The sequence below is a fragment of the Mixta sp. genome (assembly GCF_024610815.1).
GTDB classification, from domain to species: Bacteria; Pseudomonadota; Gammaproteobacteria; order Enterobacterales; family Enterobacteriaceae; genus Mixta; species Mixta calida.
Map to the genome: position 1 here is coordinate 15,189 of NZ_JANION010000134.1, position 16,572 is coordinate 31,760.

Below are 16,572 nucleotides of genomic sequence, written 5' to 3' on the forward strand. Positions count from 1 at the left end.
CGATCACAATATGTTACCTTACCTGATTTAACGATGAGCGATGCCCGATGAAAATCCGTAAAGTAATTACCCCGAACTTTTATAAGAAATTTAGATGTACGGGGGCGGAGTGCTTAAACGATTGTTGTTATGGATGGAATATTTTTATAGATAAAAGAACATATACCAAATATATCAACTCATCCGATAGCGAAATAAGAGATATTGCCAGAAATAAACTGAAGTTAACCCGTCAGGGAAAGGGAAAACACTCCGTTATTCAGTTTGATGAAAATAAAAGATGTCCCTTTTTTACTAAAGACAAGCTCTGTAAAATACATCAAAAAATGGGCGGCGAATCGCTTTCTACCGTTTGTGCGACTTATCCCCGTTTAAAGGATGCATGGGGCGATCAGTTACGCCATAACATGACTTTATCCTGCCCCGAAGTTGCACGACTGGTGCTGTTCGATCGGGACAGTATGTTACAGCATGAAGAAATAAACCTTATTGCTTCATCCGCCAAATCTTTCACCTCTTCAGGCCAGACGCTTGCCCAGAAAGATCAGCTTATTCATCTATTTGCTTGCTGCCTTATCAATGCGGAAAGCAATGATATAGAGGCCAATTTGCTGGCGTTAGCTCAGTTTATTTTATATTTGCAGCGTATCAATTTCGATGTGGCTGGCCAGCTTTCTGAGATCGAAGCGTTTTATGAAAGTTTAGTCGTGGCGCTGCGTGAAGGCCAACTGACAATGGACAACAGCGGCAAAAAAGAGGCGCTTCAGCTGAAGATACGCGCCATTATGGCGATTTTTAGCGGCAATATACAGGGCACGGTGCGTAACAGCGCGCTGCGGGACGTCGGCGCTTCTATTTTTAGCTATCTGGGCGTGCCTGAAAATGCTGAAGTTATCAACGTTAATGAGAAGTTCGCAGGCATTAATCATCAATGGCGGCAGCTTCGCGCCACTTCATGCCTGGCGGAGCCGCATGTGCTTCGCAACTATTTACACTACCAGCTTTATACAAGCTGTTTTCCCGGCAGGGATATCTCTCAAATAATGCGAATTTATTACCGTATCGTGATGGATTACTTTTTCCTGAAGCTTTCATTTTTGATAAAATCGCTGCAACAGGAGATCAAACAGGAAGATGTGATGCAGCTGATTGCGGATTATCATCAATATATCAATCACACTTTGCATATGAAGGATAAACTTGATCAGGCCATTAATAAAATAAACGGTGGCGATGACTTATCCTGCCTGCTGCTGTTAGGGTGACAACAGCCCGATCCGCGCTTTTAATCAAGCTGGGCGTTAAGCTTGATGCGAAACTGCGCGGCCTCTTTCTGCAGATGCTGGCTGAAGGCGTTCACCAGCGCGGAAGCCGGACGATGCAGCGGTCGAATCAGGCTGACGGTAAAGGGCACTTCGACGCTGAAACGTCGTATCACTACGCCGCTGGCGGCATAATCAAGCGCCGTCAGCGGATTCACCACTGAAATGCCCACTCCCGCGCGCACCATCGCGCAGACTGACGCCGCGCTGTGCGTTTCCATCACCATCCTGCGCTGTACGCCCTGTTCATGGAACAGCGCGTCGAGCAGCTGACGATAGCTGTCGGAACGCGAAAGGCTGATGTAGCTCTCCCCGGCGAAATCCTGCGGCGTCAGCACCCGTCGCGCCGCCAGCGGATGCTGTGCGGGCAGTACGCAAACCTCGTTTAACGTCAGCAGTTCAATGCGCTCGGTGCCGGCGGGCGTGACGTGGGTTTCGGTCAGGCCCAGATCGTGGCGCTGCGCGGAGAGCCACTCTTCCAGCAGCGGCGACTCCTGCGGAATAATATTCAGGCTGAGATCGGGATAGCGTTGCAGAAACGGCTGACAGAGCGGCGGCAGCAGCGACTGCGAGAAAACCGGCAGGCAGGCGATGGAAAGCTCGCCCTGGCGAAACTGCCGCAGCCCCTCCGCCGCGCTGATAATGCGGTCGAGACCGTACCAGGAGCGTTGCACCTCTTCAAACAGCCGCAGCCCCTGTACGGTGGGATGCAGCCGTCCGCGCACCCGCTCGAACAGGCGCAGGCCAATGACCTTCTCAAAGCGCGCCAGCTCGCGGCTGACGGTGGGCTGCGAGGTATGCAGCAGCTCAGCGGCGGCGGTCAGGTTGCCGCTGGTCATCACCGCGTGAAAGATTTCGATATGTCGATGAGTCACGTTCGCCATCGCCGCCTCCCTGTAAAATCCATATCATATTTGCATAGCCTCCGCAGAAACAGATATTTTTCAGCAAAAAGGCGCTATGGCGTAATAGGGGGGAAAGTTTAAGGAGAATCCCGATGCCACGTCCGCTAAATAATTCCGACAGCGCCCTGAATGCCGCTAACCTGTTAACGCTGACCCAACGCTACACCGGGCCGTTCTGGGCCTACGATGCCGACATTATCCGCGATCGCATCGCGCAGCTGCGGCAGTTCGACGTGGTGCGCTTCGCACAGAAAGCCTGCTCCAATATTCATATTCTGCGGCTGATGCGTGAGGCGGGCGTAAAGGTCGATTCGGTATCGCTGGGCGAGATTGAGCGGGCGCTGGCCGCGGGCTTTAAGGCGGGCGGCGACGAGATCGTTTTCACCGCCGATCTGCTGGACGAACCGACGCTGGCGCGCGTGGCGGAGCTGCGTATTCCGGTCAACGCCGGTTCGGTGGATATGCTGCATCAGCTCGGCGCGCGCTCGAAGGGCCATCCGGTCTGGCTACGCGTCAACCCCGGCTTCGGCCACGGCCACAGCCAGAAAACCAACACCGGCGGCGAGAACAGCAAGCACGGCATCTGGCATGACGATCTGCCGCAGGCGCTCCAGGCGATTCAGCAGCATGGCCTGACGCTGGTGGGCATCCATATGCATATCGGATCGGGCGTGGATTACGCGCATCTGGAACAGGTCTGCGAGGCGATGGTCAGCCAGGCGATCGCGCTGGATCAGGATATTCAGGCTATCTCCGCTGGCGGCGGGCTTTCTGTTCCCTATCGCTACGGCGAAGAAGCGATCGATACGCAGCACTATTACAGCCTCTGGCACCGCGCCCGCGAACGCATCGCCGCGCATCTGGGCCATCCGGTAAAGCTGGAGATCGAACCGGGCCGCTTTTTAGCGGCGGAGGCGGGCGTGCTGGTGGCGCAGGTGCGCGCGGTAAAAAACATGGGCAGCCGCCATTTTGCGCTGGTGGACGCAGGCTTTAGCGATTTGATGCGTCCGGCTATGTATGGCAGCTATCACCATATTTCACTGCTGGCCGCCGATAAGGACGCCGCATCGCGCGAGCTGCGCGAAACGGTGGTGGCGGGGCCGCTGTGCGAATCGGGCGACGTCTTTACCCAGCTGGAAGGTGGTAAGGTGGAAACCCGTCAGCTTCCCGCCGTGACGCCGGGCGACTATCTGGTGTTTCATGATACCGGCGCCTACGGCGCCTCGATGTCCTCAAACTACAACAGCCGTCCGCTGATCCCGGAAGTGCTGTTCGACGGCGGCGAGGCGCATGAAATTCGTCGTCAGCAGACGATCCAGGAGCTGTTGGCGCTGGAGATGTAACATCAATATCGCTCGGCGGCCAGCGCGGCCGCGGAGCGTCTGAGAGTAAATCCCGCACCTTTTACCTGCCTGACTCAGCGATGGCGCCGCCTCGCTGTACGTCAGGCCAGCAGCTCTTTGCGCAGCAACACGATCTCTTCCGCCAGATCCCGGCACAGCATGGCGTTCATCAGATGATCCTGGGCATGCACCAGGATCAGCGTCACTCGCAGTTTCCCTTCTCCTTCATCTGCGCCGATAAGCTGCGTCTGGATATGATGCGCCGCCTTCGACGCCTCCGCCGAAGCGGCCAGCGCCGCATCCGCTTCCTGCCACTGACGCTTGCGCGCCAGCTGGATCGCGCTCATCGCATGGGAGCGGGCTTCGCCTGCGTTAATCAGCAACTCCATGACGGTCTGTTCAAAATCCATACTCACCTCTGTTATTGGTATACCGGATTTGGGTTAATCATCATATTGGAATACCAAATAAGCGAACTGCGTTGACGCTCACAGAAAAAAAGCGTCATTAAGTTAATTTTGGTATGCCATATCAGGGAAAGGTAGGGTTACGACAGCGGGACGCATACTCACTTACCCTGAGGTATCTGCTTATGTCTCTACAGGATCGATTGATTGACGCTCTGGGAAGCTTCGCCACGCGCTTTAACAGCTACCGTTACATTATGGCGATTAAAGCCTCTTTCATTACGCTGATGCCGGTAATTATCGTCGGCGCCTTTTCAGTATTGATTTCCAATATGGTGTTGGATGCGAAAAACGGCCTCGCCAGTTTTCCCGCGCTCGCTTTCCTCGCCGATCTCAAGCCCATCACCACCAGTATTAACTACGCCACGCTAAGCTTCCTCAATATCGGCGCGGTCTTTCTTATCGGCATTGAGCTGGGACGCATCAACGGCATTAAAACGCTGTTTCCCGGCCTGCTGGCGATCATCTGCTTTATTTCGGTGACGCCGACCACGCTGCAAATGATGGTCGACGGGCAGATGCATCTGGTGACCGACGTGCTGGCGAAGCAGTTTTCCGACACCAAAAGCCTGTTTCTTGGCATGTTTATCGCCATTCTTTCGGTAGAGATCTACTGTCGGCTGGAGAACGTCGAGCGGCTGAAAATCAAAATGCCCGATACCGTGCCGCCGAACGTCTCCGCCTCGTTTTCCGCGCTGATCCCGGCGATCATCACCGTATCCGCGATCGCCACTTTCGGCTTTGTGTTCCATCAGGCGAGCGGAATGTACCTTTACGACGCGGTTTATCGCGTGGTGCAGCAGCCGCTGGAATCGGTGGTGCAAAGTCTGTGGGGCATTCTGCTGCTGATGTTCGTAGCGCAGCTGTTCTGGGTGATCGGCATTCACGGTAACCAGATGATCAAGCCGATCCGCGAGCCACTGCTGTTGGGAGCGATTCTGGTGAATATGAGTGCTTTCGAGCAGGGCAAAGAGGTGCCGAACATCATTACCATGCCGTTCTGGGATGTCTATATGAGCATTGGCGGATCGGGACTAACCATCGGGCTGTTGACGGCGGTGATGCTGGCGACCAAACGTAAAGAGATGCGGGAAATCGCCAAGCTCTCTTTCGGGCCGGGGCTGTTCAATATCAACGAGCCGGTAATCTTCGGCATGCCGATCATGCTTAATCCGATCCTTGCTATTCCTTTCATTATTACGCCGCTGGTGACCGGCACTATCGGCTATTTCGCCACGCTCACCGGCTTTGCCGGCAAGGCGGTGGTGATGGTGCCCTGGACTACGCCGCCGATTATCAACGCCTGGCTGTCGACCGCCGGTTCGATGGGCGCGGTGGTGACGCAGCTGGTCTGCATCATGGTGTCGGTGCTGATCTATCTGCCGTTTGTGAAAATCGCCGCGCGCCGCGCCGAGGCCGCCGAAGCGAAAGCGATGCAGCCGGAGCTGGCCAGCCTTAAGGAGCCGTCATGAGCAACGTCACCATCGCGATTCCGCCCGATTTTATCCTTGGCGCGGCGGCCTCCGCCTGGCAAACCGAAGGCTGGCACGGCAAGAAGACGGGGCAGGATTCTTATCTCGACGCCTGGTATCAGCAGGATCGCCAGGTGTGGCATAACGGCTACGGCCCGGCAGTGGCGACCGATTTTATCAACCGCTACCGGGAGGATGTGGCGCTGATGAAAGCCAGCGGGCTGACGCATTATCGCACCTCGATCAACTGGTCGCGTTTCCTGCTGGATTATGAAACCGCCGAGGTGGATGAAGATTACGCGCGCTATTACGACGCGTTGCTGGATGAGATGCGCGCCAACGATATCGAACCGATGCTGTGTCTGGAGCATTACGAGCTGCCGACGGCGCTGCTGGAAAAGTATGGCGGCTGGGGTTCGTCCGTGGTGGTTGATCTGTTCCTGCGCTACGCGGAGAAGGTATTTGCGCGCTACGCCGGCAAGGTCAGGCGCTGGTTCGTGTTTAACGAGCCGATTGTAGTGCAAACCCGCGTCTATCTGGATGCGCTGCGCTGGCCTTATCACCAGAGCACCTCGACCTGGATGCAGTGGAATCACCATAAAAATCTGGCGACCGCGCGCGTCGTCAGGCTATTCCGCGATCGCGGCTATGCGGGCAGCGTCGGCACGATTTTAAATCCAGAGGTGACCTGGCCGCGCTCTGACGCGCCGCACGATCGCCGGGCGGCGGAGATCTACGATCTGTTCTACAACCGGGTGTTTCTCGATCCGGCTATCAAGGGCGAGTATCCGGCGGCGCTGTTACAGCTGCTGGCGCAGCATCAGGTGCAGTGGCGCTACAGCGCGGCGGATCTGGCGCTGATCGCCGAGAACCGCGTCGATGAAGTGGGGCTGAATCTCTATTATCCGCATCGGGTGAAGGCGCCGTCCCGCGCCTGGCACCCGGAAACGCCTTTCCATCCCGCTTATTACTACGAACCTTTTGAGCTGCCGGGACGCCGCATGAACCGCTCGCGCGGCTGGGAGATCGCGCCGCGCATCGTGGCGTCGATGGCGCAAAGAATGCGCGACGAGTATGGCAATTTTCCCTGGTTTATCGCGGAAAACGGCATGGGAATTGAAAACGAAGCGCAGTTCAGGGACGCATCGGGCGAGATTCAGGACGATTACCGCATCGACTTTATCGCCGAACATCTGTATGAGGCGCTGCGCGCGCGCGAGGCGGGGATTAACTGTCAGGGTTATATGCTGTGGTCGTTTACCGATAACGTTTCCCCGATGAATGCGTTTAAAAATCGTTACGGCCTGGTTGAGATCGATTTAGAGAACCGGCGCCAGCGGCGGATGAAGAAGTCGGCGCGCTGGTATCGTCAGCTACGAGACAGTCGTCAGCTTACCCTGACGCTGAATGATGAAGCAAAATAAGGAGTGCCAACGTGAAACGTATTGTTCTCGCCTGCGCTGCGGGCATGTCCACCTCGATGGTGGTGACGCGCATGGAAAAAGAGGCGGCGGCGCGCGGCCTCAGCTATCAGATTTACGCTATTCCTGAACAGAATCTGCGGGAAGAGCTGCAAAATTATCCGGGCGAGATCGCAGTGGTGCTGTTGGGGCCGCAGGTGCGCTTTAAGCTGGCGGAGAATAAGAAGCTGACCGACGGCGAGCAGATCCCGATCGCGGTGATCGATTCGCTGGCTTACGGCACGCTAAACGGCGCAAAAGTACTCGATCAGGCGCTGGCTTTGATAAACTAGCGGGATATCGTCGTCCGTCATTGCACGGCGGCGCGGGCAGCGGTCGTCAACGTGTGTAAAGGGTAAACAAGTGGATAAGGGCGCATCGCCGCAAGAGAGAAAGCAGTATCAGGAGATTGGCGAGCATTTACGTCAGAAGATTGTGGCGGGGCTTTATCCTGTCGGTTCGCGTCTGCCGCCGGAGCGCAATCTGGCCGAGACCTGGGGCGTGAGTCGCACGATTGTCCGCGAGGCGCTGCTGATGCTGGAGCTGGAGGGCACGGTGGATATCCGTCAGGGTTCCGGCGTTTACGTGATGCGTATTCCCAGCGAAGCCAGCGACGAGGAGGAGGCCTTTTTCCGCAGCGACGTCGGCCCGTTCGAGATGTTGCAGGCGCGTCAGCTGCTGGAGAGCAATATCGCCGCGTTTGCCGCGCGCATGGCGACCAAGGCGGATATTGAAAATTTGCGCCGCACGCTGGAGCAGGAGCAGCGCGCGATTGCGCTGAACGATACCACTCAGGACAATGACCGGCTGTTTCATCTGCTGCTGGCGGGCGCGACGCAGAATCAGATGCTGATGGATACGGTGAAAAGCATCTGGCGGCATCATGAAAACAATCCGCTGTGGCAGCAGCTGCGCGCGCATATTGAAACGCGCAGCTATCGGCTGAAGTGGTTGAGCGATCATCAAACGATTTTGGCGGCGCTGCGGCGACGCGATGTGATGGGCGCCTGGCAGGGGATGTGGCAGCATCTGGAGAATGTGAAGAACACATTGATGGAGCTGTCGGACGCCGACGCGCCCGATTTTGACGGTTATCTATTTGAATCTGTACCGATTTTTCAGGGGAAACTGGTATGAGTCGCTGGCGCATTGTGCCGCTGAGCGAGGTGCCGCAGCATCAGCCGCTGTTAGTGACGTGGTTGTGGCGCGCTTTTGGCGACGCGCAGAGCCAGGCATTTTTCGCCAGCGTGGTGGAGAGCAGCCTGCGCGGGGCCGATTTCCCGCAGACGTTTGTGGCGCTGGAGGGCGATCGTCCAGTCGGTACGGTAGGCGTCTGGCGTTGCGATCTAATCAGTCGGCAGGATCTTTTTCCGTGGCTGGCGGCGCTGTACGTAGATGAAAGCGCGCGCGGCAGCGGTTTAAGCGCCGCGTTACAGGAATATGCCGAGGCGTGGTGTCGCGCTCGCGGCTTTAACAATCTTTATCTGTACGCATTATGCGCTAACTATTACGAACGTTTCGGCTGGCGTTATATTGGCGACGCGCTGGATTACCCCGATACGGTGGTGCGTCTTTACCATAAGGCGCTGCGCAGGGACTGAGTTGTCGGTGGTCTGTTGCTGTTCGGCGGCGGGGCTGAGTTTTTGGTAGCCTGCTTCCGTTCGGCGGAGGGCTGGCGCTGCGTAAAGACGTCGTCAATCCATCCCTGGAGACTCCGCCGCGTCATCCCTGACGCGGCGGCTTTACTACGCGCCAGCCCACCGCCTCACTGACTTCAGTGTTTATTTACCGCCGTCTCACTCACTTTGGTGTTTATTTGTCGCCGCCTCACTGACTTCGGTGTTTATTTGCCGCCGCCTCACTGACTTCAGTGTTTGTGTTCCGCCGTCTCACTCACTTTGGTGTTTATTTGTCGCTGCCTCACTTTCTTTGCAAACTTCGCGCTATTGGTTAAGTCACGGTAGCGGAGGCGTTGGGGGAGGGAGAGGGGCTGGCAGAAGAGGCGGGCCTCCCGCGCCAGGGAAGGCGCGGGCGGAGGCCCCAGGGACGGGTTTATGCCGTCCCGCCGAACTGCCAGCCCCTCTCGCGACCGGCAACAGTTAACTCGTCAACGATACTGGAAGCTCCTCTCACGGCCGGCAACAGTTAACTCGTCAGCGATACTGGAAGCTCCTCTCGCGACCGGCAACAGTTAATTCGTCAGCGATACTGGAAGCCCCTCTCGCGACCGGCAACAGTTAATTCGTCAGCGATACTGCCCATTCAGGAATGACTCATGCTGGCAAATAATGGTCCTCACCTGGCGCTGCGATAAAAACTATTGTGCCGTATAGCCGCCATCGACCAGTTGAAAACTGCCGGTAATAAACGAGGCGTCATCCGACAGCAGAAACAGCGCCAGCGACGCCACTTCCTCAGGACGACCCAGTCGCCCTACAGGATGCTCTCCCACCAGCCTGTGATACTGCAACTTTGTCAGCGGCGATAGCAGAGGCGTATCGATATAACCTGGCCCGATGGCGTTAATGCGCACGCCTTGTGCGGCATATTCCAGCGCCGCCGTCCTGGTCAACCCGATGACGCCATGTTTGGCAGCGACATAACCTGAAAATTGGCACGGCTGACAGTACCGAGAATCGATGCCACGTTGACAATCGAGCCGCCGCCCGAACGCAGCAGCGCCGGTAACTGATATTTCATACTGTAAAATACGCCATTAAGGTTAACGGCAATGACATTATGCCAGTCGTCCAGGCTGTAATTAGCCAGCGGCGAGTTGCCGCCTCCGATACCGGCGTTGTTAACGGCAAGATGCAGAGCGCCAAACTGCTCCAGCGTGAAAGCGACGGATGCCTCCACCGATCGTGCATCGCTTACATCCTGATAAACCGGAACGGCGATGCCTCCGTTCTGGACAATTTCCATTGCTACCCTGGCTGCGTTCGCTTCATTCCGGTCCGCCACGACAACGCTGGCACCTTTTGCGCCCAGCTGGTGTGCGATCGACGCACCTATACCTGAACCGGCGCCTGTCACTATGGCGACTTTGTTTGCAAATTTTTTTATCATTCCCTGATCTCATCATTATGCCTGGCTCGTCAGGCGTTGTTTAACCCGGCGAACTGACCGAATGCCTGCGCACCAGCGTAGGGTTAAACGTATTGGTTACTTCCGGCAAAGGTTGATTATTCGCCAGTGCCAATGCCAGCTCCGCCGCCTGCTGCGCCATCGTCACGATGGGATAACGCACCGTGGTCAAACGCGGTCGTACATAGCGCGATACCAGCACATCATCAAAGCCGATGAGCGACATCTCCTCCGGCACGCGAATGCCGTTATCGCTCAGCACCGCCAATGCGCCCGCCGCCATCGAATCGTTATAACAGGCCACCGCGGTGAAATTTTTCCCACGTCCCAACAGCTCCGTCATCGCCTGCTCGCCACCTACCTCATCCGGCTCGCCAAACGCCACCAGCCGGTCATTGCAGGGCAGACTGTGCTCGCGCAGCGCATCGTAATAACCCTGCAAACGTTCTTCGGCATCGGAAATCGTGTGGGTAGAGCAGATAAAAGCGATCTGATCGTGTCCCTGCTGAATCAAATGACGCGTTGCAAGCCAGGCGCCGTAGCGGTCATCCAGCGCGATGCAGCGCTGCTGAAACGCGGGTAATGAGCGATTAATCAACACCATTCCCGGCATCTGCTGCATCAGCTTTTCCAGCTCCTCGTCCGGAATCTTCTTGGCATGCACCACCAGCGCCGCACAGCGATGACGCATCAGTTGCTCAATCGCCAGGCGCTCCTTCTCCTCATTATGATAGCCGTTGCCGATCAGCAGAAAATTGCCTGTCTGCCAGGCGATTTCATCCACCGCCTTCACCATCGCGCCAAAAAAGGGGTCGGAAACGTCGCCCACCACCAGACCAAGCGTCTCCGTCGACTGCTGCGCCAGCGCGCGCGCGTTAGCGTTGGGGTGATACTGCAACTCCTCCATGGCGCTAAAAACCGCCTGACGTGACGCGTCGCTGGCTTTAGGCGAGTTATTGATAACGCGTGAAACGGTGGCGACAGAAACGCCCGCCAGTTTGGCGACATCCTTTATCGTAGCCATGAATAGAACACCTTCCGGGGTAAACGTTTACACATAATGAAAGTGTTACGGAAAACCCCTGCAACTTCAACCAGACAGAATGCCAGCCCTGTCGCAAAGCGCGCTGAATATTGCACTTTTCATTTACATTCAGGAAAGGCTAACATGCCAGTCTGTCCTTTTGCTCAATGCTTGCCTGCGCCATGACCCTTAGAAAAGTACCGCATCTTGCCCACTGGGGCGCCTTTACCGCCGTAACGGAGCGTGGCCATCTTATCGGTTGCGAACCCTTTTTTGCCGACAGCAATCCCTCGCCTATGCTGCAAAGCATTCCGCAGCTGGTCTATTCCGATAAGCGCATCCGTCAACCGATGGTGCGTCGTTCCTGGCTAAAAGCGCGCGAAAACAGCGATCGCACCCTGCGTGGACGAGAAGATTTCGTCGCCGTCGACTGGGAAACCGCGCTTGATCTGGTGGCGGAAGAAAACCGCCGCGTGCGCGATCGCTACGGCGCCAGCGGCATCTTCACCGGATCGTACGGCTGGTCATCCGCCGGACGCGTCAACCATGCCCGAACCCTGGTACGTCGCTTCTACTTCAACGGCGGCGGCGGGGTGGATCAAATGGGCAACTACAGCTGGGGTGCGGCGCAGTTCTTCCTGCCCTACGTGATCGGCACCTGGATGCCGCTTACCGGACGCGTCACCGACTGGCCGAGCGTAATTGAACATGCGGAAGTGGTGTTAGCCTTCGGCGGGCTGGCGCTCAAAAACGCTCAGGTCGCCTCCGGCGGCGCGGGCGAACATACGCTGAAGCCCGCGCTCGAAAAGCTTGTGGCTAAAGGTACCCGCGTTATCAACGTCAGTCCGATGCGCGACGACTGCCCCGATTTCCTCAACGCCGACTGGATCGCCATTCGCCCCAATACCGACGTGGCGCTGATGCTGGCGCTGGGCTATGAAATTGAACGGCGCGGCGCGGCGGATACCGCCTTTCTTGCCAGCCACTGCGTCGGCTATCCGCAGCTGCGCGCCTATCTGTTGGGAGAGCGCGACGGCGTGGCGAAAACGCCCGCCTGGGCCAGCGCCATTACCGGCGTCCCGGCGGAGCGCATCGCCGAACTGGCGCGCCAGCTTATCGGCAAACGCAGCTTTATTACCTGTTCTTACGCGGTGCAGCGCGCGCATCGCGGCGAACAGCCCTACTGGATGATGATCGCGCTTTCGGCGATGCTGGGACAGCCAGGCTTGCCCGGCGCCGGTTTTTCCTTTGGTCACGGCTCGATGAACAGCGTCGGCAATCCGCGCATTGATACCCCCGCGCCGCTGCTGCCGACCGGCCCCAATCCTTCAGGCCTGGCAATTCCGGTGGCGCGCATCTGCGATATGCTGCTGCATCCCGGCGAAAGCTACGCTTTCCAGGGCGAAACCCACCGTTATCCCGATATTCACCTGATGCACTGGGCGGGCGGCAATCCGTTCCACCATCATCAGCAGCTTAACCGCCTGGTCGAGGGCTGGCAGAAACCCGATACGGTGATCGTGCAGGATATCGTCTGGACGCCAGCGGCGCAGATGGCGGATATCGTGCTGCCGGTCACTACCACGCTGGAGCGTAATGACATCGGCGGCTCCTCACGCGATCGCTTTGTCTTCGCAATGCATCAGGCGATCGCGCCGCAGCATCAGGCGCGTAATGATTTTGACATCTTCGCCGATCTGGCGGAGCGTCTCGGTTACCGCGAGCGCTTTACCGAAAACCGCGATGAAATGGCATGGATAGCGCATCTTTATCAGCAGTGCGGCGTCGCGCAACAGCGCAAAGGCGTTTACTGGCCGGAGTTTGAGGAATTTTGGCAGCGCGGCTATGTCGATGTGCCCGCCAGCGAGCGCGACTACGTCTTTATGGAAGATTTCCGCGCCGACGCGCAGGCTAACCCAATTAAAACCGGCAGCGGCAAGATCGAACTCTTTTGTCAGACCATTGCTGACTATCAGCTGGAAGACATGGCGGGGCATCCTGAGTGGCGCGCGCCGCAGGAGTGGCTGGGCAGCGAGCAGGCCAAAAAATTTCCGCTGCACCTGCTTTCGGTGCAGCCCGCCGATCGCCTGCACAGTCAGCTGGATGCAACGGCCAACGTGCAGAACAATAAAACCGCCGGTCATGAAACGCTGTGGATGCATCCGCAGGACGCCGCCGCGCGCGGCATCAGCCACGGCGATGAAATCGAAGTGTTCAATGAACGCGGCAGCATGCTGGCGGGCGTACAGCTGAACGATGGCCTGACGCCGGGCGTGGTGGTGACATCCACCGGCGCCTGGTTCGATCCCGGCTTTGGTCAGGAATGGCAACCCAGAGACCGCGCCGGCAATCCGAACGTGCTGACGCTCGACATCGGCACCTCGTCGCTGACCCAGGGACCGAACGCCATGTCCTGCCTGGTGGAGATACGCCGCGGGCAAACATTGCAAAATAGCTGATAAATCACATAGCTGGTTACATTTTGCGGGTAACTGTTGCGAATGATTGATAGCCGCCCGTCAATGCCCCTTGCTACATTTTAAGTCCCAGAGGTATTGATGGGTGAACATCAACAAGTTTATTGATTACACCAACCTGCGCAGATGCGCAGGTTTTTTTTGCCTGCCTTAAGGTCATGGACCATGCCCCGCATACAGAAGTTTCTTGGAAAAGACCAGATTAAAGCACCGTTCAATCCGTTTCGTTTTCGTCTGATTTGTCTTGGCGTACTGGGATGTATGGCCGTTCTGCTGGCGCGCGTCGCCGATCTACAGCTTATTAACCATCCTATGCTGGAACATGAGGCGGATCAGCGCTCGCTGCGCACGGTCACCATTCCCACCAATCGCGGCACCTTGCTGGATCGCAATGGCGAAACGCTGGCGCTCAGCGTCCCTTCGCGCGATATCGTTGCCGACCCGCAGCGCGTGCTGGAGGCAAACCCGGCTTTTACCAGCGCCAAATGGGAATATCTCGCCAATGCGCTTAACGAACGGCCGGAGCAGATCGCGCAGCAGATCACCGCGAATCCGCATCGTCGTTTTCTCTATCTTGGGCGTAAGGTGGAGCTGGGCATCGCCAAAGATATCAGCCAGCTGCATCTGAAAGGCATCAGTACGGTCTATAACGACAGCCGCTTTTATCCAATGAGCGAAGCGGCCGCGCCGCTTATCGGCGTGGTCGGCGCTGACAATACCGGCCTGAATGGGCTGGAGAAGGGCTACGATAAGGTGTTGCAGGGGCAGCCGGGCGTGGAGAAATATCGCCAGGATCGCGAAGGCAATATTATCGCTATGATCGACTATCAGCCGCCGAAGCAGCCGCCTAACGTGCAGCTCAGTATCGATAAGTTCGATCAGTATACGCTCTACAGCAAGCTGCGCGATGGGGTGTTGCTGAACAAGGCGGATTCCGGCGCGGCGGTGCTGGTTAAAGTAGATACCGGCGAAATACTGGGTATGGCCTCTTATCCTTCCTTCAACCCCAACAACTACTCTGACGTTTCGCCAGAGCAGATGCGCAACGTGGCGATCAACGACAGTTTCGAACCGGGCTCCACGGTGAAGCCGCTGGTGGTGCTGGAAGGGCTGGAACGCGGGCTGGTACGTCCCGATTCGGTGCTGGATACGACGCCTTACAGCGTGAATGGCCACCTGATTCGTGACGTTGGTCACTGGCCGCGCCTGACGATGACCGGCATTCTGCAAAAATCGAGCGACATCGGCGTTTCGCATATCGCGCTGGCAATGCCCGCCGAGGCGCTGGTGAACACCTATCACGCTTTTGGCCTCGGTAAACCGACCGGCCTGGGTCTGACGGGTGAAAGCGTCGGCTATTTTCCGCTGCATCGTCAACGCTGGGCGGATATCGAACGCGCTACCTTTTCGTTTGGCTACGGGCTGCGCGTGACGCCGCTGCAAATCGCGCGTGAATACGCCACGCTGGGCAGTTTCGGCGTCTACCGTCCGCTCTCTATCACCAAAGTGACGCCGCCGGTTATCGGCAAGCAGGTCGCCAACCCGGAAACGGTGAAAACCGTGGTGCATATGCTGGAAAGCGACGTGCTGCCAGGCGGCACCGGCATCCGCGCGGCGGTGCCCGGCTACCGGCTGGCCACTAAAACCGGTACGGCGGAAAAGATGGGCCCCAGCGGCAAGTATGACGGCGGCTATGTGAACTACACGGCGGGCGTGGCGCCAGCCAGTAATCCGCAGGTGGCGCTGGTGGTGATGATTAACCATCCTACCGCAGGCGATCACTTCGGCGGTTCAGTCGCAGCGCCGATCTTCGGCAATATTATGGGACCGGTACTGAAGCATATGAATATTGCCCCGGATGCGCTGGTGAACAGCGCGCATTAAAACGGGATGAGCGGAGGGGGAGGAGATCTTCTCCTCCGCTTGACGGTAAGCAAATAAGCGCTTCGTGAGATGGCTATATTTATCAGAACGGACTGAGGATAATGCCAGCCTGTTGATATATACCGTTACGCCGCCCCAGCGTCGTCTGCCTGAATGCCGCTGCTTTTTATGAGATGAAACCGTTACGAGAAGCGATTATTAAAATCCGCGCTTAGCGATGATATAGCCATTGAAGCTAACGCTGCGCTCGTCATCGTTCATAATAAGTGAAACGATGGTTATGTTGTGTTTATGCTGGTGATTAACAAAAGTATATAGCACTATTAAATTTTGCGCGTTTGACTCGGTATAGATTTATTTGTACCTGCTTTCTGGAAAGAAATGTGTTGGTTCGAAATGATAACTTTGGCGGGCTTAAACTTCAGCAAGCTTGTCGCTAACTTTGGCCTTACTTAATAATTTTAATTCTGATAATTGCCAGACGCCATCTTTTTCAAACATATTTTCTTACGTCATAAACCCATGTCATGATTATCATCCTTAACTAAAGGGCGCGTCGCGCCCTGTGTGTCCAGTGAAGGCAGGTGACAGGGATTTAAGCTCGCTCTTTCCAGCTGTCAGCATGCTGAATATTGCCGTCGCAATATTTCCAGGTGATTTTTTCATAGCGCAGCGTGACCGACGCCAGATGATTCTGGTTAGTGACCTCTTAATATTATGCATTATGGGGCAAACCGAAACGATCTTCACGTTTTCCAGCAGCATATTAAAATACTCCTCCTCCTGTCCGGCATGATTAATGCGATACCATTTTATTTCCGCGCTTTTTAACGTCTGCCCGCTGGAAACGGCTTTATAGAGATAAGGACTGGACGAGTCGAACTCCTTTTCAAACGCCTGCGGGCTATGAAGGCGTGTGCCGGTGAGCTTTCCCGTATGGCTGTCCGTCGGGATGCTCAGGGCATGCATAAAACTAAGCACTTCAATGCTGCTTCCCGATTGTATACGTCAACGGAACCTTTAATATCTGCGCCACCCTCAACTTTAAGCGATAAATAAGCGGGGAACGCCATGATTAATGCCTTTTAATTAAGAGAAGGCGGTATGCGGCTATTTTTTATGAAATTAATA

The 16,572-nt window shown here is 56.4% G+C and carries 12 protein-coding genes and 2 pseudogenes; 9 read left to right on the forward strand and 5 right to left on the reverse strand.

Features of this window, described 5'->3' with window-relative positions:
- Positions 1–47 precede the first annotated feature (47 nt).
- Positions 48–1,265: a flagellin lysine-N-methylase gene (gene fliB / locus MYY08_RS09840; RefSeq protein WP_288013973.1), complete on the forward strand. Its 1,218-nt coding sequence runs from the start codon at positions 48–50 to the stop codon at positions 1,263–1,265.
- A 20-nt stretch (positions 1,266–1,285) separates the two neighbouring features.
- On the opposite strand, the gene MYY08_RS09845 is transcribed toward fliB, so the two are convergent.
- Positions 1,286–2,206, reverse strand: a complete 921-nt coding sequence (locus tag MYY08_RS09845) for a LysR family transcriptional regulator (protein ID WP_038624350.1) — start codon at positions 2,204–2,206, stop codon at positions 1,286–1,288.
- 113 nt (positions 2,207–2,319) lie between these two features.
- Between MYY08_RS09845 and lysA the strand changes: the two genes are divergently transcribed.
- Positions 2,320–3,570: a diaminopimelate decarboxylase gene (gene lysA, locus MYY08_RS09850; RefSeq protein ID WP_084970510.1), complete on the forward strand. Its 1,251-nt coding sequence runs from the start codon at positions 2,320–2,322 to the stop codon at positions 3,568–3,570.
- A 101-nt stretch (positions 3,571–3,671) separates the two neighbouring features.
- Here the strand turns inward: lysA and MYY08_RS09855 are convergent, their stop codons facing one another.
- Positions 3,672–3,980, reverse strand: coding sequence for a PTS lactose/cellobiose transporter subunit IIA (locus MYY08_RS09855; RefSeq protein WP_038624355.1), 309 nt, complete (start codon positions 3,978–3,980; stop codon positions 3,672–3,674).
- Between the two features lie 182 nt (positions 3,981–4,162).
- On the opposite strand from MYY08_RS09855, the gene MYY08_RS09860 reads away from it, so the two are divergent.
- From MYY08_RS09860 to MYY08_RS09880, 5 genes are all read left to right on the forward strand, one after another.
- Positions 4,163–5,509 carry a PTS sugar transporter subunit IIC gene (locus tag MYY08_RS09860; RefSeq protein WP_288013974.1) on the forward strand — a complete coding sequence of 449 codons (1,347 nt, stop codon included), beginning with the start codon at positions 4,163–4,165 and terminating at the stop codon, positions 5,507–5,509.
- The gene (locus MYY08_RS09865; RefSeq protein ID WP_038624358.1) at positions 5,506–6,933 is read left to right on the forward strand and encodes a glycoside hydrolase family 1 protein; all 1,428 of its coding nucleotides are present in this window, start codon (positions 5,506–5,508) and stop codon (positions 6,931–6,933) included. The genes MYY08_RS09860 and MYY08_RS09865 overlap by 4 nt, the downstream gene beginning before the upstream one ends.
- Positions 6,934–6,944: 11 nt before the next feature.
- Entirely contained in the window at positions 6,945–7,262 is a 318-nt protein-coding gene (locus MYY08_RS09870; RefSeq protein ID WP_084970509.1) for a PTS sugar transporter subunit IIB, read from the forward strand.
- Between the two features lie 70 nt (positions 7,263–7,332).
- The gene (locus MYY08_RS09875) at positions 7,333–8,106 is read left to right on the forward strand and encodes an FCD domain-containing protein (RefSeq protein ID WP_038624362.1); all 774 of its coding nucleotides are present in this window, start codon (positions 7,333–7,335) and stop codon (positions 8,104–8,106) included.
- Positions 8,103–8,570, forward strand: a complete 468-nt coding sequence (locus tag MYY08_RS09880; RefSeq protein WP_038624365.1) for a GNAT family N-acetyltransferase — start codon at positions 8,103–8,105, stop codon at positions 8,568–8,570. The genes MYY08_RS09875 and MYY08_RS09880 overlap by 4 nt, the downstream gene beginning before the upstream one ends.
- A gap of 716 nt (positions 8,571–9,286) precedes the next feature.
- Here MYY08_RS09880 and MYY08_RS09890 read toward each other — a convergent pair.
- Both MYY08_RS09890 and galR read right to left on the reverse strand, forming a co-directional pair.
- Positions 9,287–10,038: pseudogene (locus MYY08_RS09890) on the reverse strand (SDR family NAD(P)-dependent oxidoreductase).
- Between the two features lie 40 nt (positions 10,039–10,078).
- Complete coding sequence (galR, locus tag MYY08_RS09895) at positions 10,079–11,080, reverse strand: HTH-type transcriptional regulator GalR (RefSeq protein ID WP_038624367.1); 1,002 nt, start codon at positions 11,078–11,080, stop codon at positions 10,079–10,081.
- Between the two features lie 182 nt (positions 11,081–11,262).
- Between galR and MYY08_RS09900 the strand changes: the two genes are divergently transcribed.
- Positions 11,263–13,539, forward strand: a complete 2,277-nt coding sequence (locus MYY08_RS09900) for a molybdopterin guanine dinucleotide-containing S/N-oxide reductase (RefSeq protein WP_084970513.1) — start codon at positions 11,263–11,265, stop codon at positions 13,537–13,539.
- 183 nt (positions 13,540–13,722) lie between these two features.
- Positions 13,723–15,441 (forward strand): penicillin-binding transpeptidase domain-containing protein, encoded by a 1,719-nt coding sequence (locus tag MYY08_RS09905; protein ID WP_038624369.1) that lies wholly within the window; start codon positions 13,723–13,725, stop codon positions 15,439–15,441.
- Positions 15,442–16,036: 595 nt separating this feature from the next.
- Here MYY08_RS09905 and MYY08_RS09910 read toward each other — a convergent pair.
- Positions 16,037–16,514, reverse strand: a pseudogene (locus tag MYY08_RS09910) (Hcp family type VI secretion system effector).
- Between the last annotated feature and the right edge of the window lie 58 nt (positions 16,515–16,572).